Annotated in this window: 20 protein-coding genes and 1 pseudogene; 9 read left to right on the forward strand and 12 right to left on the reverse strand. The window is 72.0% G+C overall.

Going from position 1 to position 22,216, the window contains the following annotated elements; translation table 11 throughout:
* Positions 1–367 precede the first annotated feature (367 nt).
* From ACZ5WC_RS25790 to ACZ5WC_RS25805, 4 genes are all read left to right on the forward strand, one after another.
* Positions 368–1,870, forward strand: coding sequence for a Y4yA family PLP-dependent enzyme (locus ACZ5WC_RS25790; RefSeq protein WP_468543023.1), 1,503 nt, complete (start codon positions 368–370; stop codon positions 1,868–1,870).
* Positions 1,860–3,197 (forward strand): pyridoxal-phosphate dependent enzyme, encoded by a 1,338-nt coding sequence (locus ACZ5WC_RS25795; protein ID WP_468543024.1) that lies wholly within the window; start codon positions 1,860–1,862, stop codon positions 3,195–3,197. The genes ACZ5WC_RS25790 and ACZ5WC_RS25795 overlap by 11 nt, the downstream gene beginning before the upstream one ends.
* Entirely contained in the window at positions 3,194–4,417 is a 1,224-nt protein-coding gene (locus ACZ5WC_RS25800) for an aminotransferase class V-fold PLP-dependent enzyme (protein WP_468543025.1), read from the forward strand. Before ACZ5WC_RS25795 ends, ACZ5WC_RS25800 begins: the two co-directional genes overlap by 4 nt.
* Positions 4,418–4,497: 80 nt before the next feature.
* Entirely contained in the window at positions 4,498–5,271 is a 774-nt protein-coding gene (locus ACZ5WC_RS25805; protein ID WP_468543026.1) for a class I SAM-dependent methyltransferase, read from the forward strand.
* Between the two features lie 22 nt (positions 5,272–5,293).
* Here ACZ5WC_RS25805 and ACZ5WC_RS25810 read toward each other — a convergent pair.
* A pseudogene (locus ACZ5WC_RS25810) lies at positions 5,294–5,479 on the reverse strand (GNAT family N-acetyltransferase); the annotation flags it as partial.
* 209 nt (positions 5,480–5,688) lie between these two features.
* On the opposite strand from ACZ5WC_RS25810, the gene ACZ5WC_RS25815 reads away from it, so the two are divergent.
* Positions 5,689–6,000: a hypothetical protein gene (locus tag ACZ5WC_RS25815; RefSeq protein WP_468543047.1), complete on the forward strand. Its 312-nt coding sequence runs from the start codon at positions 5,689–5,691 to the stop codon at positions 5,998–6,000.
* 352 nt (positions 6,001–6,352) lie between these two features.
* On the opposite strand, the gene ACZ5WC_RS25820 is transcribed toward ACZ5WC_RS25815, so the two are convergent.
* The 6 genes from ACZ5WC_RS25820 to ACZ5WC_RS25845 all read right to left on the reverse strand — a co-directional run bounded on the left by ACZ5WC_RS25820 (position 6,353) and on the right by ACZ5WC_RS25845 (position 11,391).
* On the reverse strand, positions 6,353–7,543 hold the full coding sequence (locus ACZ5WC_RS25820; RefSeq protein WP_468543027.1) for a GTP-binding protein: 1,191 nt from the start codon (positions 7,541–7,543) through the stop codon (positions 6,353–6,355).
* A gap of 7 nt (positions 7,544–7,550) precedes the next feature.
* Complete coding sequence (gene rpmF / locus ACZ5WC_RS25825; protein ID WP_073876229.1) at positions 7,551–7,721, reverse strand: 50S ribosomal protein L32; 171 nt, start codon at positions 7,719–7,721, stop codon at positions 7,551–7,553.
* A 247-nt stretch (positions 7,722–7,968) separates the two neighbouring features.
* Positions 7,969–9,423 carry a condensation domain-containing protein gene (locus ACZ5WC_RS25830; protein ID WP_468543028.1) on the reverse strand — a complete coding sequence of 485 codons (1,455 nt, stop codon included), beginning with the start codon at positions 9,421–9,423 and terminating at the stop codon, positions 7,969–7,971.
* 8 nt (positions 9,424–9,431) lie between these two features.
* Entirely contained in the window at positions 9,432–10,157 is a 726-nt protein-coding gene (locus ACZ5WC_RS25835; protein WP_468543029.1) for a 4'-phosphopantetheinyl transferase superfamily protein, read from the reverse strand.
* A gap of 25 nt (positions 10,158–10,182) precedes the next feature.
* The gene (locus tag ACZ5WC_RS25840) at positions 10,183–10,443 is read right to left on the reverse strand and encodes an acyl carrier protein (protein ID WP_468543030.1); all 261 of its coding nucleotides are present in this window, start codon (positions 10,441–10,443) and stop codon (positions 10,183–10,185) included.
* Positions 10,444–10,533: 90 nt separating this feature from the next.
* A complete protein-coding gene (locus ACZ5WC_RS25845) occupies positions 10,534–11,391 on the reverse strand; it encodes a class-II aminoacyl-tRNA synthetase family protein (RefSeq protein ID WP_468543031.1) in 858 nt (285 codons plus the stop codon).
* 451 nt (positions 11,392–11,842) lie between these two features.
* Between ACZ5WC_RS25845 and ACZ5WC_RS25850 the strand changes: the two genes are divergently transcribed.
* The 4 genes from ACZ5WC_RS25850 to ACZ5WC_RS25865 are packed head-to-tail and all read left to right on the forward strand — an operon-like array spanning position 11,843 to position 18,115.
* Entirely contained in the window at positions 11,843–13,879 is a 2,037-nt protein-coding gene (locus tag ACZ5WC_RS25850) for an ABC transporter ATP-binding protein (protein ID WP_468543032.1), read from the forward strand.
* Positions 13,876–15,657: an ABC transporter ATP-binding protein gene (locus tag ACZ5WC_RS25855; protein ID WP_468543033.1), complete on the forward strand. Its 1,782-nt coding sequence runs from the start codon at positions 13,876–13,878 to the stop codon at positions 15,655–15,657. Before ACZ5WC_RS25850 ends, ACZ5WC_RS25855 begins: the two co-directional genes overlap by 4 nt.
* Before the next feature lie 32 nt (positions 15,658–15,689).
* Entirely contained in the window at positions 15,690–16,808 is a 1,119-nt protein-coding gene (locus tag ACZ5WC_RS25860; RefSeq protein WP_468543034.1) for a phytanoyl-CoA dioxygenase family protein, read from the forward strand.
* On the forward strand, positions 16,790–18,115 hold the full coding sequence (locus tag ACZ5WC_RS25865; RefSeq protein ID WP_468543035.1) for a DUF6271 family protein: 1,326 nt from the start codon (positions 16,790–16,792) through the stop codon (positions 18,113–18,115). Before ACZ5WC_RS25860 ends, ACZ5WC_RS25865 begins: the two co-directional genes overlap by 19 nt.
* Positions 18,116–18,127: 12 nt before the next feature.
* On the opposite strand, the gene ACZ5WC_RS25870 is transcribed toward ACZ5WC_RS25865, so the two are convergent.
* The 5 genes from ACZ5WC_RS25870 to ACZ5WC_RS25890 all read right to left on the reverse strand — a co-directional run bounded on the left by ACZ5WC_RS25870 (position 18,128) and on the right by ACZ5WC_RS25890 (position 21,943).
* The gene (locus ACZ5WC_RS25870; RefSeq protein WP_468543036.1) at positions 18,128–18,532 is read right to left on the reverse strand and encodes an SHOCT domain-containing protein; all 405 of its coding nucleotides are present in this window, start codon (positions 18,530–18,532) and stop codon (positions 18,128–18,130) included.
* Positions 18,533–18,608: 76 nt separating this feature from the next.
* Entirely contained in the window at positions 18,609–19,112 is a 504-nt protein-coding gene (locus ACZ5WC_RS25875) for a nucleotide triphosphate diphosphatase NUDT15 (RefSeq protein ID WP_468543037.1), read from the reverse strand.
* A gap of 74 nt (positions 19,113–19,186) precedes the next feature.
* Positions 19,187–20,086, reverse strand: coding sequence for a hypothetical protein (locus tag ACZ5WC_RS25880; RefSeq protein ID WP_468543038.1), 900 nt, complete (start codon positions 20,084–20,086; stop codon positions 19,187–19,189).
* Positions 20,083–21,096 (reverse strand): SPFH domain-containing protein, encoded by a 1,014-nt coding sequence (locus tag ACZ5WC_RS25885; protein ID WP_468543039.1) that lies wholly within the window; start codon positions 21,094–21,096, stop codon positions 20,083–20,085. Before ACZ5WC_RS25885 ends, ACZ5WC_RS25880 begins: the two co-directional genes overlap by 4 nt.
* A 52-nt stretch (positions 21,097–21,148) precedes the next feature.
* Positions 21,149–21,943, reverse strand: a complete 795-nt coding sequence (locus ACZ5WC_RS25890) for an SDR family oxidoreductase (protein WP_468543040.1) — start codon at positions 21,941–21,943, stop codon at positions 21,149–21,151.
* Positions 21,944–22,216 lie beyond the last annotated feature (273 nt).

A 22,216-nucleotide genomic window follows, 5' to 3' on the forward strand; every position in this document is an offset into this window, starting at 1 on the left:
CCCTGACCGCCTTGTGCCCTCGCCGCCACGGCTCGACGCCGCGGTGGCGAGGGCACACGCCTGTCCCGGCACAGGACCGGGTACACGACGGTCCCGCGCGACCGGAGAGGCGGTGTACGGACGGGCGTGTGGCGGGGAACCGGACATCGCTCCCGCGGAAGGCGGCTGTCCGGGGCGCCTGGGACCTGCCCGCCGGCACAGCCCGTCCCCGTCGCCCCCGAGCACCTTCGCCTCAGCACCCTCTCCCGGGCACGGGACTCCGCTCCGGGAACCGGACCGGTGACGCTTAGGAGCGGGTGTACCTGGAAACGACTACTCCCGAGCGACCGTCGCGTCGGCGGTCGGCCGACACCGGGAGGGGTCTTACGTGGACGCGCCCTTGTATCTGAGACCCAGGGTGGAGCCGCCGCTCGCCGCACTGCTGACGGACCGGCTCTTCCTGCACTCGCTCGTCGACGTGCTGGGGTCGCCGCTCAACGTACTGCTCCCCGACGCCGTGGCCGAGAACGTCGCCCGCTTCCGCGCCGTCTACGGCCGCCACCGTCTCACCGGCCGGGTGTACTTCGCGCACAAGGCGAACCGGTCCAGCGCCCTGCTGCGACGACTGGCGGCGGAGGACCCGGCCGCCGTCGGCGTCGACGTCGCCTCCGTGGACGAGCTGAGGCACGCACTGGGATGCGGGTTCACCGGCGACCGCGTCATGGCCACCGGTCCAAAGGACGCCGCGTTCCTCTGGCTGGCGGCCCGCGCGGGCGCGACGGTCAGCCTGGACTCGCCCGGGGAACTGGAACGGCTCTGCGGCCTGCTGCGCGCGCACGGGCTCGGCCGGGTCGCCGTGCTGGTACGCCTGTCGGGGTTCGAGTACGCCTCCGGCCCCGGGGGAGTGAGCACCCGACTGCTCTCCCGGCGCAGCCGTTTCGGTACTCCGGTACGGGACACGGAGGCGCTGCTTTCGGCGCTCGAACGCAACGCGGAGACCGTGGAGTTCGTCGGTGCCGCCTACCACCTCGACACCACCGGCGTCGAGGAGAAGGCGCGGGCGCTGGAGCAGTGTGTGCTGTTCATGGACGCATGCCGGGCACGCGGACTCGCGCCGCGCGCTCTCGACATCGGGGGCGGATTCGGCGTCGGCTACGTCGCCGAGGCGGAGGAATGGGAGCGGTGGACCACCGCGCTGACCGAGGCGGTGCTCGGGGTCCGCCCGCCGTTGACCTGGCGCGGTCACGGGTACGGGCTGCGCAACGAGGGCGGCACGGTGCGCGGTGCCGCCGCGCTGTACCCCGCGTACCGCCCCACCGCCGGCCCCGGCTACCTCGACGAGCTGCTCTCACTGCCCGCGCCGGTGCTGGGCCGCCCGCCCGCCACCCTCCTGCTGGAGCACCTCCACGACCTGCACATCGAACCCGGTCGCTCACTGGTCGACCAGTGCGGACTCTCGCTCGCCCGCGTGCTGGACGTACGTCCCGTGGACACGGGCTCCGGGCAGTACGTGGTGCAGCTCGCCATGAACGCGGGCGACATGAGTCTGGAGGAGCACGGAGTCCTGGTGGACCCCGTCCTGCTGCCGCGAGGTGAAGCCGCCACCGGTGACGGGGAGCCGATCGGTGTCTACCTCGCGGGCAACCTCTGCCTGGAAGGCGACCTCATCACCCGGCGCTTGGTCTTCCTGCCCCGGCTGCCGCGGGCCGGGGATCTACTGGCCTTCGTCAACACCGTCGGCTATGCCATGGACTTCCGCGCCCATCAGGCGCAGCGGCAGCCCGTCGCGCGGACGGTCGCGGTGGAGCGGCGGGGCGGGTCCTGGAACTGGTGCCCGGACGAGGACTACTGGCCGATCACATCCGTGGGGGAGCAGCCGGATGAGGTATGACAGCATCACCGAGGCCATAGGCAACACGCCTCTGGTGCGCATCGATCCCGCCGTGCACGGACTGCGCAACATCGACCTCTACGCCAAACTGGAGATGCTCAACCCGTTCGGGTCCGTCAAGGACCGGCCCGCCTGGCACATGGCCCGGCCCCACCTGGAGGCTGCCACCGACGGTGACGGAACGCTCGTGGAGCTTTCCAGCGGAAACACGGCCAAGGCACTGGCCCTGCTGGCCGGTATGCACGGAGTGAGCTTCAAGAGCGTCACCAACCGCATGCGCGTACCCGAGATCAAGGAACTCCTGCTGCTCATGGGTGCCGAGATCGAGGAACTTCCCGGGCGCAGCGAGTGCCTCGATCCGACCGACACGGACGACCCGCTGACGCACTTCCACCGGGCGCTCTCCGACCCGGGGAGCACGTACCTGCACACCGACCAGTACTTCAACCCCCGTAACGTCGAGGCCCACGCGGAGGGCACCGGGCCCGAGATCGTGAAGGACCTGGACGGGCGGGTGCCGGACTGGTTCATCGCCTGCGTGGGTACGGCCGGTTCGTCGACCGGTGTCGCCAAGGTCCTGCGCGAGCTCGACCCGCGCGTACGGGTCCTCGGCCTGGTCGCCCACAAGTCGGACTTCATACCGGGCATCCGCACCATCGACGAGGTCCACGAGGTCGGCCTGTTCGACCCGGCGACGTACGACACCATCGAGTCGGTCACCTCGGACGAGGCCATCGACGGGATGATCACCCTGATCCGCCGCTGCGGACTGCTGAGCGGACCGACCGGCGGCGCCGCCTACCAAGGGACGGTTCGGCAGCTGCGGTACGCCGACGGCGAGCTGGACGGGACGGGGCAGCGCCGCACGGCGGTGTTCATCGTGTGCGACCGGGCCGAGAGCTATCTCAGCTATGTGCGCCAGCGGCGCCCGGAACTCCTCGGCCGGACGGCCCAGGGGCGGTCCGCGACGGCCGTCACCGACGCCGAGGCCCGTGCGGAGGCTCGCGTCATCGGGGTGGACGACGCCCGGCGCTGGTCTGCTGAGGGCGATCCCCGGCCACTCGTCGTCGACCTGCGCAGCCCGTACGCCTATGCCGCCCTCCACATCGAGGGTTCGGTCAACATCGTCGACGAGGTGTTCGAGGACCTGCTCCGCGGCGGGCTCCCCTTCAGCAAGCGCACTCCCGTGCTGCTCGCCTGTCCCGTCGGCGAGAAATCGCTGCGCTACGCCGCCGCGCTGAAGCGGATGGGCCACCCGGACGCCCGCAGTCTGGACGGCGGGATCGTCGCCTGGCGGGACGCGGGCGCTCCGCTGGTGCGCGAATGAGCCCGGCGGGCCCGCTTCCCTCCGCGGACCCTGAGAACCCGCGCTGGCAGCGGGAAGCGAGGGAACAGTTCCCCATCGTCACCGCGCACCCGGAGCTGGCCTACCTCGACAGCGCGGCCACGTCCCAGAAGCCACGTGCCGTACTGGAGGCCGTACAGACCTACCTCACGACGTCGAACGCCAACGCCGGACGCGGCACCTACCCCTGGGCCAACCGGACAACGGAACTGGTGCAGTCGACCCGGGAACGGGTCAAGGAGTTCCTCCACGACCCCGAACCGGGCCGCTCCGGCGTCCACTTCACCAGCGGCACCACCGAGGGCCTGCGTACCGTCGCCCGTGACTGGCTCGTGGCATACCTCACCGACGGGGACGAGATCCTTGTGCCGTACGCCGACCACCGGGCCAATCTCGACCCCTGGATCGAGGCCCGGCAGCTGCTGGCCGAGCGCGGCGTCGAGGTGCGGGTGCAGGCGCTGCCGTACCAAGCGGTCTCCGGAGACTACGACCATCTGGCCCTGGCCCGGGCCGTGGGCCCGCGGACCCGCTTCGTGGCCGCGACCCACGTCCACCACGTCTACGGCGGCGACATGAACGTGCACCGCATCCGCGAAGCGGTCGGCCCGGACGTGGCCATCTGTCTGGACGCGGCGCAGAGCGTCGGCCACCTGCCCGTCCACCTCGACGATCCCTCCCTCGACGTGGACTTCGTGGTCTTCTCGGGGCACAAGGCGATGGCGCTGCCCGGCTCGGGGGTGATCTGGGCGCGGAACGCGCGGGGGCCGGTGTTCCGGCCGGGCGGCTGGCAGGGAACGCCCAACACGGCGGGCATCGTCTCGCTGCGGGCCGCTCTCGACTGGCTCGACACGGTCGGACCGGAGCGCGTCGAGCACTGGACGACCATGCTCACCACCCGGTTGACGGACCGGCTCGGGCGCCTGGGCCCGTACGAGGTTCTCGGTTGTCAGATGAGCCTGTCCGCCGACTCAGCACTCCCCGTCGCGCAGCGCCGACACGGCATCGTCACCTTCCGGCACCGCGACATCCCCTCGGACGATCTCGGGTTCATCCTCTACAGCCACGGCTTCATGGTGCGCGCGGACAGTCTTTGCCAGGCCGGAGCCGATCCTCGGGACGCTTCGGTGCGCGTGAGCCTGCACGTGTACAACACCGTGGCGGAGATCGACAGGCTGCTGGCCGTCCTCGCGTCGTTGACGTGAATGGCAACTGATAATCGTTACCACCTGTAGATTCGTCGGTGCCCCCGCACGGACGAGAGACAGACGAGGTGACGCACGCTATGGGCGTGAGCATGGCGACGGCCAGGGCCTGGGTCGAGCGCTGGGAACGCCAGCAGGAGCGGTACGCGGTGGACCGCGAGGAGCGGTTCACCGTGATCGCGGATGTCGTCGAACACACCGTCTTCCGCCGCGCCCGCCCCCTGCTGCTCGACCTCGGGTGCGGCCCCGGCTCCCTGGCCGCCAGGCTCGCCGACCGGTTCCCGCACGCCGAGATCGTGGCCGCCGACATGGACCCCGTGCTGCTGGAACTGGGACGCACCCACCACGCCGACGCCGCCCGCTACGTCGACACCGTCATCGGCGCGGACGGCTGGACCGACACCCTCGGGCTGGACCGCCCCCTGGACGCCGCCGTCTCGACGACCGCCCTGCACTACCTGCCCGAGCCGGTGCTGCTGCGCACCTACCGTTCCCTCGCGTCCCTGCTGCGCCCCGGCGGCGTCCTCGTCAACGGGGACCACTTCCCGCCGGACGCGGCGCCCTGCTCGGACCTCACCGCCCATGTGGGCCGTCGCAGGTCCGAGCGCGCGGGCGGCCACGCGCGGGAGGACTGGCGGTCCTGGTGGGACGCCGCGGCCCGGGACCCCGAACTGGCCGACCTGCTCGATGAACGCCGGCGGCGCCACACCCTCCACGTCGGCAGCGCCGGCGACGAGCGGGTCACGGTGTGCCGACACGCCGCCCTGCTGCGCCGGGCGGGCTTCGCCCATGTCGCACCGGTCTGGCAGTTCGGCGACAGCACCGTACTGGTCGCGGTCATGGGCGACACGTGAGGCCCTTGCGCGGAAAGGGAGTTCAGCAGCGTTTTCGCAGAGCCGGACTCATCAGGATCTCGTCGCGGTCGTCACCGGGCGCCACGCGCAGTGCGCCCGGCCACCTGCCGACCTCCGTCCAGCCCGCCTTGCGGTAGAACTCCTCCAGCCCCAGACCTGACCGCACGGCGAGCTGCAACCGCTCCAGTCCCATTTCGTCCCGCGCGACGAAACATGGATTCCGGAGTCGACCGTGTACACCGGAGCTGGTGAAATGCATTCTCGGGTATAACATCGATAATCGTTGTCGATAGCACGCCGCGTAATTGTCCTGCTTGCCGACGCGTGTTCTCTGTGGCAGCCTCGGCCGCGAAGGTGGAAAACAGGAGGACGCTGAAGCTGCCGTCACGAAATGGGCGGTGGTCTGAATTCATGGAGATGAGCGAAGTGGCGACATCCGTGCAACACCAGCCGCATCCCGGGCATGGCCATACGCACGCCGAGGGCTGCGGGCATGTGGCAGTCCCTCACGGCGATCACGTCGACTACGTGCACGACGGGCATCTGCACCGTGGACACGACGGCCACGCCGATGAGTGCGAGGTTGACGGGCACCGAGAGCACTCCGGGCACGCCCACGTGCACGGAGAAGGCTGTGGGCATGTGGCGGTTCCCCACGGTGACCACATGGACTACGTGCACGACGGCCACCGGCACGCGGCTCACGAGGGCCACTGGGACGACCACTGACTGTTTCGCGAGCGCCGTCCGAGAACGCAGAATGCACCCCTGATCCCAGGGGTGCATTCTGCGTGATTTTGTATTCCGGATTTCCCGCAGAAATGGCTTGTGCGGGGGGAGTGGTCGGTTCTCGCCGGAAAGGGTGACGCGGCGGCGACTGTGTATCTTTCCGTGGTCGGAGGTGAACTTCCGCAGCGGATCGGTGCCCGTGTGGCCCATGCGGGTGGGGTCGCATCCAGCGGGTGAATTCGGCTGCTGTCGAGAGCCGTTCCCCTGGGCTGCGGCATCGGCTGCCTCTCTGACGCAGGTGTGCACCGGGCCGGACGGTGCCGTGGCTGCGACCACCGTCCGGCCCGGAGTCTCAGTGCCCCGGCACGGTGGTGAGGGGGTCGTGCTCGTGCGCGCAGAGCTCGTCGAAGCTGTAGGTGTCCCAGACCGGGAAGGGATCGGTCGCGGGCGGGGCTTCGTCTGCCTGCATGAGGCAGTCGGCCAGGGCTGCCCGCAGCCGCGCCGCCTTGAGCCGGGTTCCGATGAAGACGAGTTCCTGGACGTGGAGGCTGTCGGTGTCGCGCGCGGAGTAGGGCTCGAAGCGGACCACTGAACCCGCCTGGGACCACAGTCCCATCACGTGGGGGCGACTGGCGAGGGTGAAGAAGCCCTTGGACCTGAGGACCTGCCCGTAGGCGCCGCTGTCCAGTGCCTCCGTCACGAACGACCACAGCCGCCCGGGGTGGAAGGGCGTGTCGGAGCGGAAGACGGTCGAGGAGATGCCGTACTCCTCCGTCTCGGGAACGTGGTCACCGTTGAGTTCCCTCACCCAGCCCGGAGCCTGCTGTGCCCGCTCCGGATCGAACCTCGCGGTACCCAGGACCTCACCGACCGGTACGCGGCCCCGCTCGGCGGACACGACACGGGCGGCGGGGTTGAGTCGCGAGAGGGTGGCTCGGAGCAGGTCGGCGGAGGCGGTGTCGACGAGGTCGAGCTTGTTGAGGACGATGACGTCGGCGAACTCGATCTGGTCCATCAGCAGGTCGCTGACGGTCCGCTCGTCGTTCTCGTACTGGTCCAGGCCGCGTTGGGCCAGTTCGTCGCCACTGGCCAGTTCGGTCAGGAAGTTGGCGGCGTCCACGACCGTGACCATGGTGTCCAGACGGGCCAGGTCGCCGAGGGTGGCGCCGTCGTCGCGGGCGAAGGCGAAGGTGGCCGCCACCGGCATGGGCTCGGAGATGCCGGAGGACTCGATGAGGAGGTAGTCGAAACGCCCCTCGCGCGCCAGTCGGTCGACTTCCTCCAGCAGGTCGTCGCGCAGGGTGCAGCAGATGCACCCGTTGGTCATCTCGACCAGACGTTCCTCGGTGCGCGACAGGGCGGACTCACCGCCGCGTACGAGGGCGGCGTCGATGTTCACCTCGCTCATGTCGTTGACGATGACGGCGATGCGCATGCCCTCGCGGTTTCCGAGGACGTGGTTGAGCAGCGTGGTCTTTCCGGCACCGAGGAACCCCGACAGGACGGTGACGGGGAGGCGCGGCGGGGGTGCGTGGGGCGGCATGCCGCCGTCAGCCCTCGGGGCGGAGCAGGCCGCGCTCGTACGCCTTGGCGAGCCGCTGGGGGACGAGGTGGGGAACGCCGTCCACCGTGACCGTCACCAACTGGGGTGTCGTGGCCTTCCACTGCGCGCGGCGGTGCCTGGTGTTGCTGCGCGACATCTTGCGTTTGGGTACGGCCATGATGACCTCCGGGTGCGATCGGTGAGCGAGGCAGACGATACATGAAAATGAATGTCATTACGATCTGCGTCGCTTGCCCATCCGCGCCGAGTCCGCTCGGCGCCCTCCCGAGGCGGCACCACGGCACTGGCCCGGATGGCCAAGGGGTGCCGGACGGCTCGCCTCCGGCCGAGCGGAGGTGAGCCGCGGTACGCGGGGCCCGACCGTTCTCGACACCAGGCACCAGGCACCCACGTACCACGTCCTTTCAGGTGCGGGTGTCCGGTGTCCGTTCCCTCGTCGGGAGCGTGAGGCCGCTCAGCGCTTCCGCCGGTGTCACCTTCCCGTGCACGCTCTCGACGAGCAGGGTCTCCATCGCCCGCAGGAGCCCCTCGATCACCGGGACCGGCAGGTAGTGCGTGTCGGCCATCAGGAACAGCTGGAGGCTGTCGGGGGAGTACGGCGTGTGGACGAAGTACTTGGCGTCCTGGCGGGCCCACGACCCGATGAACGTGACCTCGCTGCGCTCACGCAGGGCCAGCAGGGCGGCCGGGTCGTCCCCCGTGTCCGGAAGCGTGTCCCAGCGGTCCTGCATCCGTACGTCGTTGAAGAACGCCGACAGGTCCAGCTTCCGGCCACGGGCCCGGCCGACCCGCTCGTGCACCTCGTCCATCGCCGCGGGGTCGTACTCCCCGTACCGGTAGGCGCTCATCGTCGTGAGGAAGCCGCCGCGCACCGCTTCCTCGAAGGTCCCCTCCCCGTGCGCCAGGACGAACAGCGCGTTCTCCGTCTGCGCACCCACCATGCTCTGCAGCCGGGGCTCGTTGCGGTTCCCCGCGATCAGGAGCAGTACCGCGCGGTCATGGCCCGTGTACGCGGCGAGCGTCACCGCCGCGGCCGTCAGCAGCACCGTGCTCGTGCTGACCCGGCAGCGGTCGGCCAGCCGCTGGGCGGCCACGGCACCGGCCACCGAGTCGAGCCGCAGCCGTACGAAGCGTTCGGGGTCGTCCTCGCTCGCCCCGTCCGGCGGCGGGACGAAGTCGAAGTGGGAGGCGGGCGCGGTGCTGAGCGTGCGCTCCCAGTGCTCCAGTGCCGCGCGGCCCCGCCGGGCGCCCTCGCCCTTCTGCTGGTGGCGGGCCTGGTCGAGCGGCTGCCACCCGACCGGGCCGAGGCTCTCGCCGCGCAGCAGCCGGGCCAGCTCGCCCTCCAGGACCCGGACGCCCCAGAAGTCGGTGGCCTGGTGCGACACCACCATGACGAGCCACACCGGCTCCCCGGCGTGGGTCAGGAGCGCGTACCGCATCCCGAACTCCTCGCCGTTGCGGAACGGGGTGGCGGCGAGGCGGTCCGCGAACGCCTGGGCGTCCGTCTCGTCCGGAGGGCCGGGGGCGTCCGGCGGGGAGGCGTGGACGGTCACCGTGGCCGAGCCGTCCCCGTACACCGACTGCACCGGCCCGTCCGCCCCGTTCGCGAAGGTGCTGCGCAGGGCCTCGTGGCGGGCGATCAGCTGCCCGAGGGCGGTGACGACGCCGTCCGTGGCCGTGCCGTCGGGGAGGGCCACCACGCGGGCCAGGTTGAAGTAATGGGCCTCTTCGTCCAGCCAGCTGATGGACTTCCAGATCGCCTGCTGTCCCCAGCTCATCGGAGCCGATCCGGACCGCAGGCCGGAGAACGGGACGGAGAGGGTTCCGGCCCCGACGGTCCCGGTGTCGTGCGATGACATCTGCTACCTCACATCGTTTCGCGCGGAGCGCTCGGAGTTGGCGTCACGGAGAAGCGCCGGGCGGGGACGGCACTGGCCACGGTCGCCACGGCGGCCCGGCGCTCGTCCGTCCAGTCCAGGACGTGCAGGCCGCCCGGACGGCCGGCGCGGCTGCCGCTGTCCGCGACGGTGTGCGGTACGTCGGCCGCACTGCCGGCGCCGGGGTGACCGGCCTTGAGCAGGGCCTCCCTGCGCACCCACATCCGCAGCACTGCCCGGTCGGGGTCGGGCCGGGCGCCCACGGCCCGCAGTTCGGCCTCGCTCATCAGCCGTGCCAGCATCGGCGGCGGCCCGACCGGGCGGGCCGCGGGTTCCACGTCGACACCCACCGCCCCGGGCCCGGCGGCCGCCGCGACCAGCCCGTCCGCGTGACTGAGGCTGACGCCCACGTCCGGGTGACCGCGCAGGTACGGCCGGCCGTGCCCGTAACGTTCACAGGCCGCGCAGAACTGGGCGGGGAGCAGTTCGTGCGGCTGCCGTCCGGTGAACCGTGCCGCGCAGAGGCGCAGCAACAGCCGCGCCGCCAGCACGTCGTCGCGCCGGCTCGGGACGCGGACCCGCGCGAGGCGCCGCCGTTCCCACGGGGCGAGCAGGCCCTCGTCCAGGTCGGGGCGGTCCAGCACCTCGGCCGTGGTCGCCACGACGGCCAGCGCGGTGCGGCCGTCCGGCGGCTCCCGATCCGGACCGGTCAGCACAGCCGTACGCCGTCCGGCCGGACGCTCACCGGGAAGCCGTCCGGTGCGCGGCCGGGGCCGGGGCGGTGGACAGGAAGCGTTCCTTGATGCGGTTCAGGGTGCCGAAATCGTCGATGGTGACCTTTTGGAGGTCGATCTCGCGGCCGGAGACGCTCTCCAGGAGGTACACGAACTCCAGGAAGTCCAGGGAGTCGATGAGGCGGGCCTCGATCAGATCCTCGTCGTCCCCGATCGGTCCGTCGAGGCCGGGGTTCTTCTCGTGGATCCACGCGACGATGCGTTCCATGGCGGGCTGCTCCTTCTCCGCGGCTGCGCGGTTGCTCGGTTCCTGAATCCGGGAGGGTGGCCGTGTGCTGGGCCGGTCTTCGACAGCCCTTCAGGGCCGGGCCTCGCGGAGCCTGTCCAGCGCCTCCTCGGCCGTTCCGTGCGCGAGGATCATGGCGTGGACCCAGCGCTCCACGCCGAAGGCGACGCAGGCGCTGTACGCGGGGCCGTGCTCACCGGCCCGGATGCCCAGGCGCTCGCCGAAGAAGTTGCGGTGCCGGTTGACCGAGGCGATGGCTGTGCCGTCGGGCGCGCTGAACTCGTGCTTGACCGGGTCCAGGGCCATCAGCTTCGCCCGCGAGCCGCCCTTGTCGTAGAAGGGGTCGTCGGCCGTGGCCCGGGTCAGGACCAGCCCCAGGCGGGCGGCCAGTTCCTGGATGAACTCGGAGCCCCTGTCCAGGTGTTCGACGGCCCCGTCCTTCGTCCCCAGGTACAGCACCTCACGCATGTGGAAACCCCACAGCCGTCGCAGCCCGTCGTAGTGCGTCTCGTTGCGGAAGCAGCGCCCGGTCGCCGACAGCCGCAGCCCGGCCGCGCCGACGTCCTCGCCCTCCAGGGAGAGCAGCAGGCCGTAACAGGTCGCGGACGGCAGCAGGTGGCCGGTCGGCCGCAAGGGCAGCTCGGCCGCGGGCGAACCGGCGGCCAGCCCGTCCAGGCCCTCCGGGGCGAACCGTGCGGCGGAGACGCCGAGATGGGGGAAGTTGCGGAAGTAGTCGAGCCTGGTCAGCCCCTCGACGGACAGCAGCGGCGGGCCGACGACCTCCGGGGCGGAGAGCTGTGCCGCCAGTCCGGTGAGCAGGCCGTCCAGGCCGTGCAGCAGTGCCGTACGCACCGGGTCCAGGGTGATCAGGCCCGCGCCGGGGCTCTTCAGGCCGAGCTTCGGCAGGGCGGTGGTGGGGGAGGTGCTCATCGGAACCGTTCCCTCTCGGGTGTGGACGGGCGGGCGCAGCGGCGGGGCGCGGGCATCGGCGAACCGGGCGGCCGGGGCAGGGCGTGGCGGCCCGACGGCGGGTGTGCGGGCAGGCGGGCGGACAGCTCGAAGGGACCGGGGAGCCGGCGCGGCTCGGAAGGCGGGGCCCGGGGCGCCTCTGGGGGGCGGCGTGGTTGAGCTTCGGCGGTGAATCGGCTCGACAGTAACCATGGCCGCCGTTGCATGTCTAGACCAAGTTGAATCCTCATCGACCGACGGGATCGGGGCCACCTCCGGAACGAAATCCTCCTCATGTCCGGGTTCCAATACGGCACTTGACAGCGCAGGAGGTCTGGACCAATTGTTTGGGGCATCCCTCCGGGGGTCGCCCCCGCCTGCTCGTCGGCCTGCACCACCGGTTGCCCGACCGCCCGCATGACTGATTGCGGGCATGCCCGATCGCCTGCACGACTGCCTGCACGACCGCTTGCCCGAGCGCTCGCTCGTCCGCCTGCTCGACTGCTCCACCGCTCGCTCGTCCGCTTGCCCGACCGAGGAGAAGCGCTTGTCATCGTCGCCCCCTGCCTCGCGTGCCGTGCCCTTCGTACGCGCCCGCGTCGGCCGCTGGCTCGTCCTGCTGCGACTGCTGCCGCGCGTGGGCGGCGGGCTGCTGACGGCCGCCGTCGTCCTCAACGTCCTCATCGGCCTCCTTCCGCTGGCCTTCATCGTCTGGATGAGCGTGCTGCTCGACCGGCTGCCGGACGCCCAGGCCGTGTCCGGCGGCGCGACCGGGGTGTTCGCCGCCCTGTTCCTGGCCCTCGGCGCCTTCGTCCTCCAGCAGTTGCTGGCCCCCTTGCAGGCCGTGCTCGGCGAGGTGGCGACGCGCAAGGTGGACGGGCAGTGCGTGACCGGGCTGATGGACACCGCCCTGCGCCGCTCGCCGGTCTCGATGCTGGAACGCGAGGAGACCCTCGACCTGCTCAGCGACGCCCGGGGCGCCTTCGACCGGCTGCTGCCCACGCCGGGCGACGCGGTGGGCGGGGCGATCGCGCTGATCGCCCGCTACACCCAGCTCCTGGGGGCCGTGGTACTCGTCGGGGTCGCCCTCTCCCCGTGGGCGGGCATCCTGACGGGGGCCACCGCGCTGGTCCTGCGGTTCGGACAGCGCGGCTCGCTCGGCCGGTTCTCCGAGCTCTACCAGGACATGGCAGGACAGCGGCGCCGTATCGCGTACATGCTCCGGACCGCCGGGGGCACCGATGCCGCCAAGGAGATCCGGGTCCTGGGTCTTGCCGACTGGTTCCGGACCCGCCACCACCAGGACATGCGGGACTACCTCGACCCGCTGTGGGCGGGGCGCCGCCGCATCCTGATGGGGCCGTTCGTCGTGCTGGCCCTGGTCGGTCTGGCGGGCGGCACCGGCGTCCTGCTGCTGCTCGCCGGGCCCGCCGCCCGCGGTGAGCTGTCGCTGCTGACCATGGCGGTCGCCCTCCAGGCCGTGCTCATCCCCATGCGGTTCGGGGTCTACTTCCCCGAGTGCGATGTGCAGACCCTGTACGGCATGCAGTCGTACGACTCCCTCACCGCCTTCACGCGCCGAGCCGCCGAGGAGACGACGGCCCCCCGGGCCGCCGCCGCCCCAGCGGCTGCCTCCGTCCCCCCGGCCGCCGCCGCGGCCACGGCTTCGGCCGTAGGCCCGTTGACCCGGGGCATCCGGTTCGAGGACGTCGTCTTCCGCTACACCCCCGACGGACCCGCCGTGCTCGACCATCTCGACCTGGAGATCGAGGCGGGCCGTTCGACCGCCGTCGTCGGCCTCAACGGCGCGGGCAAGACCACCCTGGTCAAACTGCTCACCCGCCTCCACGAACCGTCGTCCGGGCGCATCACGGCCGACGGCACGGACGTGAGGAACCTGTCCGGCAGCGAATGGCGGCGCCGACTGGCCGTCATCTTCCAGAAGTTCAACCAGTACGAGCTGTCCCTGCGCGACAACGTCGTGCTCGGCGCTCCCGGCGGCGCCCCCGACCCCCGCGCCTTCGACGCCGCCGTGGCCCGCGCGGGCCTGGACGACATCCTGGCCCGGCTGCCGGAGGGCCCGGACACCGTGCTCTCCCGCCAGTACGAAGGCGGCGTCGACCTCTCCGGCGGACAGTGGCAGCGCGTCGCGCTCGCCCGCGCGTTCTACGCCGCCGAGCGCGGGTCGCACCTGCTCGTCCTGGACGAGCCGACGGCCCAGCTGGACGTCCGCGCCGAGGTGGAGTTCTTCGACCGCTTCCTCACCATGACCAAGGGGCTGACCAGCGTGGTCATCTCGCACCGCTTCTCGACCGTCCGCCGGGCCGACCGCATCGTCGTCCTGGAGCACGGCAAGGTCGCCGAACAGGGCACCCACGAGGAGCTGACCGCCCTCGGCGGCCGGTACGCCGAACTGTTCCGCCTCCAGGCGCAGCGCTTTGCCGGTCCCGTCCCGGAGGAGGCCCGGTGACCACCCTCTTCACGGCCGTACGCACCCTGCTCGTCCTGGCCCACCGGCTGGACCGCAGGCGCCTGCGCACCGCCGCCCTCCTGCTCCTCGTCGGCCTCCTGGCCACCCCCGCCATGGCCCTGCTGCTGCGGGAGTTCACCGACAGCGCCCTCGACGGAGCCGTGGCCACCACGGCCTGGCTCGCCGTCGGCGTCGCCGTCGCCCTGGTCCTCGAACTGTCCATGGGGCACTTCGCGCACCTCTTCTACTTCGAGCTGGGCGAACAGCAGGAGACCGCGCTGCACCAGCAGGTGCTGGCCGTCTCCAACGGCACCCGCGGCCTGGAGCACCTGGACAGCGCGGAGTTCGCCGACACACTGACGCTGGTCCGCGAGGACGTGTCCCGTACCAGGGCCTCGCTGGAGGCCGTACTCCAGATCTGCGGCCTCGCCCTCCAGGCCGTCATCACCACCGTCATCCTCGCCACCGTCAACCCGTGGCTCGCGCTGCTGCCCCTCGCGGCGGTGCCGCCGGTCCTGGTCGCCGACCGCGCCCAGGCGGTCCTCGACCGGGCCAAGGAGCGCTCCGCGGAGTCCACCCGGCTCAGCCGCCACCTGCTGGCGCTCGCGACGTCCGGGCACTCCGTGCCCGAGGCCCGCCTCGCCGGTGCGGAGGGGGAGCTGATGCGGCTCCAGGCGGCGGCCTGGCGGCGGTCCACCGATCTGCTGCGGCGTGCCGCCCTGCGCGCGGCCGCCCTGCGGGCAGGCGGGCAGCTGCTGTTCGCGCTCGCCTACGGAGGCGGACTGTGGCTGGTGATCCGCCAGGCGCTGGACGGAGCTGCCGGGGCCGGCGACATCATTCTCGTCATCGCGCTCGCGGTGCAGGTCAGCGTCCAGGTGGCGAGCGGGCTCGGCCTGCTCGCGATGCTCCAGGGCGCCGGCCGTACCTTCGAACGCCTCGACCGGCTCCGCGCCATGGCGGCCGAGGAACCAGGCCCGGCCTCGCGTCCCGCCCCGGACCGGCTGGAGCAGGGCATCCGTCTGGAGAACGTGTCCTTCCGCTACCCAGGCAGCGACCGCGACGTGCTCGCCGACGTCAGCCTCACCCTCCCTGCCGGAGCCACCGTCGCCCTCGTCGGGGAGAACGGCGCGGGCAAGTCCACCCTGGTCAAGCTGTTGTGCGGGATGTACCGCCCGACCTCCGGCCGCATCCTGGTGGACGGCACCGACCTGAACGACCTCGACCCCGCACAGTGGTCCGCCCGGATCGCCCCCCTCTTCCAGGACTTCGCCCGGCTCGAACTGCCGCTGCGCGAGAACGTGGGGATCGGACGGCTGCCCGTCCTGCACGACGACCCCGCCCTGCGCGAGGCGATCGCCGCGGCCCGCGCCGAGCGGGTGCTCGACCGGGTGCCGGACGGCCTGGACGGACTGCTCGGCAAGGGGTACGGCGACGGCGCCGAACTGTCCGGCGGCCAGTGGCAGCTGCTCGGCCTCGCCCGCTGCCTCCTCCGGGAGGACCCGCTGCTGATGCTGCTCGACGAACCGGCCTCCGCCCTGGACGCGGCCGCCGAGCACGAGCTGTTCCAGCGGTTCACCGACGCGGCCGACCGGGCCCGCTCCGACTCCGGCTCGCTGACCCTCTTCATCTCCCACCGGTTCTCCACGGTCCGGTCGGCCGATCTGATCGTCGTGCTGGAGAACGGCACGGTCCACGAACACGGCAGCCACGACCGCCTCCTCGCCCGGCGGGGCCTCTACGCGGAGCTCTTCGAGCTCCAGGCCCGCGCCTACCGCTGACCGACACCCCGCCCCCTCCCGGAAAGGACCCCATGCCGACGCCGCGCCCCGACCGCATCCGCCGCCGCCCCCACCTGCACCGCGCCGCCTCGAACACCCCGTACTTCAGCGCGGACGGGGAGTCGTACCTCGCGCAGACCTCCCTGCGCGAACTCGACAAGTCGCGCCCGCTGCGGGTGCTCAGCGAGGAGGACTTCGCGCACTGGCAGACCTACGGCTACGTCGTCGTACGCGAGGCGATCCCCGCGGCCGCCGCGCGCAGGCTCCTCGACTTCACCTGGGACTTCCAGGGCCTCGACCCGAACCGGCCCGACAGCTGGCACGAGGACCGGCCGTTCCGCTCGGACCTGGACCGTCAGCTCCACATCTACGGCTTCGTGGAGGCGTACCACCACCAGCTCCTCTGGGTCAGCCGCCAGACGCGGCGCGTGTACGACGCGTTCGTCGACGTCTGGGACTGCGAGGAGCTGTGGGTGACCCTGGACCGGCTCAACCTCAATCCGCCCAACATCAAGAACCGCGACCGGGCCCTGATCGAGCCCACGGACCGGGGCTTCGACATCGAGCTGCACTGGGACATCGACACCACGCTCGACGTCCCGCCGCAGCGCGTCCAGGGGATCATCGCGCTCAACGACACCCGGCCCGAGCTGGGCGGTTTCCAGTGCTCGCCCGAGCTGTTCCGCCGGTTCGACCAGTGGAAGGCCGTGCAGCCGGAGGACCGGGACCCGATCAGACCCGCCGTCGACCGGGACGAGTTCCCCGTCGTACGACCGGATCTCCACCCGGGCGACCTGCTGATCTGGAACGGCCTCCTCGCCCACGGCGTGGCGCGCAACACCTCGCGGGACGGGGCGCGGGCGGTCCAGTACCTCGCCATGATGCCCGCCCTGGAGGAGCACGAGACCCTGCGCTCCTCCCGGGTCGAGTCCTGGCGGCACCTCAGGACCCCGCGCTGGAACAGGACACTGGCCGGGGACGCGATCCGGCACGAGTCCCTCCGGTACGAGACGGCCACCCTGGACGGCCTCGGCCGCCGCCTCCTCGGCCTCACCTCGTGGCACGACAAGGACGAGACGGAAGAGACGGACGGGCCGGCGGTCCGGGCCGGGGACACGAGCGGAAAGCCGGCATGCGACGCATCTGCCTAGCCCTCCCCACCAACCGGGCCTGCACCGAAGCCATCGCGGCGCTCGGCGCGGAAGCGGACTACGCGGCCCGCCACTTCGACACCGAGGTCCGGCTGCTGATCCTCGACACCTCCGAACCGGCCGCGCTCGCCGGGAACCGCGCGGCTGCCGACGCGCTGCGCCCGGCCTCCGGAGTCGTCGTCCACCACGTCGATGAGGAGCGGCAGCGGACGTTCCTGCGTACGGCCCTGGAACGGTCCGGCACCGAAGCGCCCGACCGGGTGCTCGGCCTGATGCTGCCCGACGGCGTGTCCTACGGCGCCTGCACCAACCGGGCGTTCCTCGTCGCGAGCGCCCTGGGCTGTACGTCCGTCCACCGGAGGGACTCCGACGGCCGCTACCAGAGTCACGAGGGAGAGCCCGTCTTCCCGGTCCACCACGAGCTGACGTCCCTCGGGCGGCGGGCCGCCGACGTGGCCGCCGCCGGTCACCCCACCAGGACCCGGCTCGACCCGGCCTGCGCGGACCGGCCGGTGGCGCTGGTCGGCGGCTCCTTCATCGGTGAGATGTCGGTGGACCTGGAGGAGATGAGCCGGGCCGACCCGGCCGTCTACCACGATGTCGTCGGTCTCTCGATCCCCGCCGAGTGCCCGGAGATCTGGCGGCGGAAGCTGGTGGACGAGTCCTTCCGGGGAGCCGGCACCACACCCTTCACCCGCGACCACACCACCCTCACCGCCGTCAGCCCGGCACGGGTGGACATGTGCAACATCAGCTTCATCGACGACGTCTACGAACGCGTCCCCCTGCCACCCGCCACCGACACCATCGGCAGCGACTACTTCCTCTCCCACCTGGTGCACGACGCGAAGCTCCCCGGCGTCCTGCACAACCGCCACATCGTCAACTACTACACCGGCGAGCGCCGCACCGACCGGGGCTTCCTCGCCTACCAGCTCCGCTTCGTGCGGTTCCTGCTGTCGACGCACTACTTCAACGCCGTCTACGCCCGTATGGCCGCCGCGGGCGAAGGCCTCCTCGACGGCGACGGGCACGTGCGTGCCTCCCTCGTCGCCGGGTACGTCAGGGAAAGCACCCTGCTCGACCGTACGGAGAACGGGGAACGGCTCGACGTGCTCGATGGGGCCTACCGCACCCTGGGCCACCGCTACACCGAGGTCGCCGACGCCATGGCCGCCCGCCGCCGGGAGCTGCTGGACAAGGCGGCGGACGACATGGCCGACTTCGCTCTCCTCATCGACGCCTGGCAGCCGCTGATGCGGGCGGCCCGCTCCAGGGACGCGGCGAGGGCGGTGAACGGCGCCTGAGCGGCCGGGCCCTCAGGCGAGAAGCTTCGCCTTGGCCCGGTCGTACTCCTCGGGGGTGAGCGCGCCCTTGTCCTTCAGCTCCGCGAGCTTCGCCAGATCGGTCACATGGCCGTTCTGGCCGGACCCGCCCTGCGTTCCCGCGGCTTCCTGTACGTACTTCCGGAAGGCCGCCTCCGAGTCCTTGGCCAGCTGGGCGTCACGCTCGTGCATGCTGCGCCCGCGGACGACGAGGTAGATCAGCACGCCGAGGTAGGGCAGCAGGATCACGAGGACCAGCCAGCCCGCCTTGGCCCAGCCGTTCAGCGAGTGGTCCCGGAAGAGGTCGGTGATCACCTTGAACAGCAGGAAGAACCACATGACCCAGAGGAACAGGTACAGCATGGTCAGGAAGACGTTCAGGAGCGGGTAATCGTCCATGGGGGCCTACTCCGATCGCACGGATGGTCCCTCATTCATACATCCGGTCCGATTCGCCCGCATCTGTACGCATTCGTTACCGCGAGGTCTCCTGGGCCGGGGCGATCCGCAGCACATGCGCGGGCGGGTGGGCGACGCCCAGCTCCGGCCGCCAGGCCGCCAGGATCTGCGCCGACGGGTCGAACAGCGGCGTCGGCAGCTCCTCGGGCACGGTCCACCGCCAGGCGCTGATCAGGTGCGGCTCGGTCACCTCCGGAACACCCGACGCGAGGCGCACGAGTGCCGCCATGCTGATGCGGTTGATCCCGCCGATCACGTCATGGACCATCGCGAAGACGTCCACGGACGCCTCGTCGACCACGAGACCGGTCTCCTCGCGCAGCTCCCGGGCGGCCGCCGCCGCGACCGACTCGTGCGTGGCGTCGACCTTGCCGCCGGGCAGCTCCCACGTACCGCTGTGGTGTCGTCCCAGCAGTACGCGCCCCTGCCCGTCCTCGACGATCACCCCGACCCCGAGCGCGGCCTGCGCCGTGGGCGGACGGGTGTTGCGGGCGGGTGCGGTGACGGGATCGGCTGTCATGGTGCTGGGTCTCCGCTCTCCGGTGCCGGTACGCCCACACGGTAGCGAAGCGACCGGGCCGGCCGGGCCGGAGGTCAGGTCACCAGGCGCAGCGACGTCCCCGCGATGCCGAGCCGGACGCTCTGGCCCCAGGTCAGCTCCAGGGCGTCGGACTCCATCCCGTCGCCGAAGACCGTGATCCGGTCCGACTCCACGGTCAGCCGCAGCCCCTGACCCCGCCCCAGCTCGCCCGCCACCTGCGACGTCCCGGTCGCGGGGGAGGGCCAGGCCTCGCGGACGAACCAGAGAAGCCGCGGGTCGCCCGGTGCGGGCAGGGTGAGGGTGCTGCCGCGCTCCAGCCACAGCGAGCGGAGCCAGCCCGTGGCGCCGGTGCCCGTGCCGACGAGCACGCCGGAGGAGGCCTGGGCCTCGCCCGGGGCCGCCCCGCCCTCCGGGCCCAGGCGGTAGCGGGCCGTCTGGTGACCGGGCGGACCCACGTAGATCTCGTTGAGCGCGACCAGGCGCTGGGTGTCGTCGGCGACCGCCTCGACCATGGTCAGCTCCTCCGCCCGGCCCCCGGCGGCGGTCGCGGCGCGCAGCAGGGCGGCCGCGTCGGCGCAGCGGTGGCGGACCAGGACGCCGGGGTTGCGCCCGGGGTCGGTGTCGATGCCCACGACCGGCTGACCGGAGAGGTACTTCGCGGCGTTGGCGACCAGGCCGTCCTGGCCGACCACGACCACCACGTCCTCCGGCGCGAACAGGAAGCGGTCCAGGTCCGCACGCTCGACCCGGGTGGAGCGCCAGGTGAGCGGCACGGCCGCCGCCACGTCCCGCAGTGCCTGCCGCGTACGTTCGTGGCGGCGGACCACCTCGTCGATCGCCCGGCCCCGGCTCGTGAGGAAGAACGCGGCCTGCCCGTGCGTCCCGTGCCGGGCGAGCAGCTCCTCGTACTCGGTGCGCCGGTGCACGAGCACCGCCCGGGGGGCCAGGCTCACGCGCCCGGCCCGCCGTCCGTGCGACCGAGCCTGGTGAGCAGGCCGGTGAGGACGTCCGGGGAGAGCGTGACGCTCTCGATCCGCGGCAGGTTCTCCGCGAGCCGGGTCGCCGCCAGGGCGTGCAGCGTGGCCGGGTCGACCTCGCCGTGCACCCGCAGCCAGCGGGCCTGGGCCTCGGCGCGGGCCGCGCCCGTCTCGCGCGCCGCCTCGGCCTCCGCCCGGGACAGGCGCACGGTGCGAGCCGCCTCGGCCTCGGTCCGTACGCCGTCGGCGGCGGCCTTCTCCTCGGCCTCGCGGCGGGCGTTGGTGCCGCGCTGGTCGACCAACTGCTCCTCGCGCCGGGCCAGTTCGATCTGGCTGGCCAGCTCGTTCTCGGCGATGGCGCGCTCGCGCTCCACGGCTACAGCCCGCCGCTCGTAGGTGGCCCGGTCCGCCTCCTGCTGGATCTGCTCGCGGGCCGGGGTGCGCAGGGCGCGCTCGACCTCGGCCTCGGGACGGATCGCGACGACGCGCACGGCCACCACGTCGATGCCGGTGGCCGGGAGCCGGGGCTCGGCGGCGAGACCGGTGGCGACCCGTTCGCGTACGGAGGCGACGCCGTCCACCAGGGCGGCGGCCAGCGGGGTCCGGGCCAGCACGTCCAGCGTGTGCTGCTGCGCGGTCTCGGTCAGCAGCGTGGCGATCTGCTCCAGCGGCGCCCCGCGCCAGCTCCCGGTGTCCGGGTCCACGGAGAAGTCGAGCCGGTCCGCGGCCTCGGCCGGATCGCTGATCCGGTAGGTGACCGTGGCCTGTACGGTGACGTCCTGGAAGTCGGCCGTACGGGCGTGGAACGCCATGGCCAGCTCCCGGTCGTCCACCGGGACCTCGGAGAGCGCCGCCGACAGCGAGCGGTACCAGAAGCTGAGCCCCCGGCCGTCGTGGGCGAGGCGGCCGCGCTTGTGGTGGCGGATGTGGGCTGTGGGCGCGGAGCGCAGATGACGCCAGCCGAGGCGGCGGGTGATGTCGGCCATGAGGCCCCCTTCATTTCGTCAATGCGACGATAAGGGGTCTCTCTCCATATCGTCAAGGGGACGAAAAGGGGTGTTCGGTCCGGCGTGCCAGGTGTCTCGCCGGGATTCCACCGCCGCCGTGCACCGCGAGATCGGCGCCGTTGACGTACGAGGAGAGGTCGCACGCCAGCCAGAGGCAGGCGCGGGCCACGTCCTCCGGCTCCGCCAGCCGCCGCATCGGGATCGTCCCCGCGACCGACTCTCCGCCGTCCTCGCCGTACAGCGCGGCGGCGTTCTCGGTGCGGACGAGGCCCGCGGTGATGTGGTTGACCCGGACCCTCGGCGCCCACTCCAGGGCCAGGGCCCGGGAGAGTCCCAGCAGACCCGCCTTGGCCGCGGAGTAGGCCGCCGTGCCCGGCTGCGGATCGTGGGCGGAGACGCTGCCGATGTTGATCACGCTGCCGCCGGTCGTCTGCTCCCGCATCACCAGGTTCGCCGCCTGGGCCACGTAGAACGGGGCGAGGAGATTGAGCGCGACCACCTTGTCGACGAAGCGCGGGGAGACGGTCGCCGCGTCGGCTTCGGGGGAGCCGCCCGCGTTGTTCACGAGGACGTCGAGCCGCCCGAACCGCCCGGCCGCCGCGGCGACCAGGTCCGCGGCCGCCCCCGGGTCCCGTACGTCCGCCGCCCGGAACGCCGCCTCGCGCCCGCCCGCCGACGGCAGGGCGGCCGGGGTGGTGCGCCCGCAGACCAGGACGTTCGCGCCGCCCGCCAGAAAGGCCCGCGCGATCGCGGCCCCGAGTCCTTTGGTGCCGCCGGTCACGAGCACCGCGCGACCGGCGAAGTCGATGCGCTGGGACTGGTCCATGGGTCGCCTCCGTGGTTCGCCTTCCGGGCAGAGGGTTCACCGAAAGCTACCAAGCGCTTGTTAGAATCAACAGATGCGTCCGGGGGCGTGTGCGGGGAGAACACGGGCGGCCGGTGGCCTCCGCAGAGGTCACCGGCCGCCCGGGCGGTGGGGGGGGGACCCCCCCCCCTCTTTCTCTCCGGTAGGCCGCGCCCCCCCCCCCCCGAGCGGGCGGGCCCCCCCTTCCCGGCCCCAGCCCCCCTCCCCTTCATCTCATGCTCCGATAAATCACTC

The sequence above is a fragment of the Streptomyces sp. NPDC033165 genome, from assembly GCF_055577965.1.

What these genes read in the sequence shown, in the direction of transcription:
- ACZ5WC_RS25795 (WP_468543024.1), top strand. Translation starts at nt 1,860, where the DNA reads ATGAGGTATGACAGCATCACCGAGGCCATAGGCAACACGCCTCTGGTG.
- ACZ5WC_RS25800 (WP_468543025.1), top strand. Translation starts at nt 3,194, where the DNA reads ATGAGCCCGGCGGGCCCGCTTCCCTCCGCGGACCCTGAGAACCCGCGC.
- ACZ5WC_RS25805 (WP_468543026.1), top strand. Translation starts at nt 4,498, where the DNA reads ATGGGCGTGAGCATGGCGACGGCCAGGGCCTGGGTCGAGCGCTGGGAA.
- ACZ5WC_RS25815 (WP_468543047.1), top strand. Translation starts at nt 5,689, where the DNA reads ATGAGCGAAGTGGCGACATCCGTGCAACACCAGCCGCATCCCGGGCAT.
- ACZ5WC_RS25820 (WP_468543027.1), bottom strand. Translation starts at nt 7,543, where the DNA reads ATGCCGCCCCACGCACCCCCGCCGCGCCTCCCCGTCACCGTCCTGTCG.
- rpmF (WP_073876229.1), bottom strand. Translation starts at nt 7,721, where the DNA reads ATGGCCGTACCCAAACGCAAGATGTCGCGCAGCAACACCAGGCACCGC.
- ACZ5WC_RS25830 (WP_468543028.1), bottom strand. Translation starts at nt 9,423, where the DNA reads ATGTCATCGCACGACACCGGGACCGTCGGGGCCGGAACCCTCTCCGTC.
- ACZ5WC_RS25840 (WP_468543030.1), bottom strand. Translation starts at nt 10,443, where the DNA reads ATGGAACGCATCGTCGCGTGGATCCACGAGAAGAACCCCGGCCTCGAC.
- ACZ5WC_RS25845 (WP_468543031.1), bottom strand. Translation starts at nt 11,391, where the DNA reads ATGAGCACCTCCCCCACCACCGCCCTGCCGAAGCTCGGCCTGAAGAGC.
- ACZ5WC_RS25850 (WP_468543032.1), top strand. Translation starts at nt 11,843, where the DNA reads ATGCCCGATCGCCTGCACGACTGCCTGCACGACCGCTTGCCCGAGCGC.
- ACZ5WC_RS25860 (WP_468543034.1), top strand. Translation starts at nt 15,690, where the DNA reads ATGCCGACGCCGCGCCCCGACCGCATCCGCCGCCGCCCCCACCTGCAC.
- ACZ5WC_RS25865 (WP_468543035.1), top strand. Translation starts at nt 16,790, where the DNA reads ATGCGACGCATCTGCCTAGCCCTCCCCACCAACCGGGCCTGCACCGAA.
- ACZ5WC_RS25870 (WP_468543036.1), bottom strand. Translation starts at nt 18,532, where the DNA reads ATGGACGATTACCCGCTCCTGAACGTCTTCCTGACCATGCTGTACCTG.
- ACZ5WC_RS25875 (WP_468543037.1), bottom strand. Translation starts at nt 19,112, where the DNA reads ATGACAGCCGATCCCGTCACCGCACCCGCCCGCAACACCCGTCCGCCC.
- ACZ5WC_RS25885 (WP_468543039.1), bottom strand. Translation starts at nt 21,096, where the DNA reads ATGGCCGACATCACCCGCCGCCTCGGCTGGCGTCATCTGCGCTCCGCG.
- ACZ5WC_RS25890 (WP_468543040.1), bottom strand. Translation starts at nt 21,943, where the DNA reads ATGGACCAGTCCCAGCGCATCGACTTCGCCGGTCGCGCGGTGCTCGTG.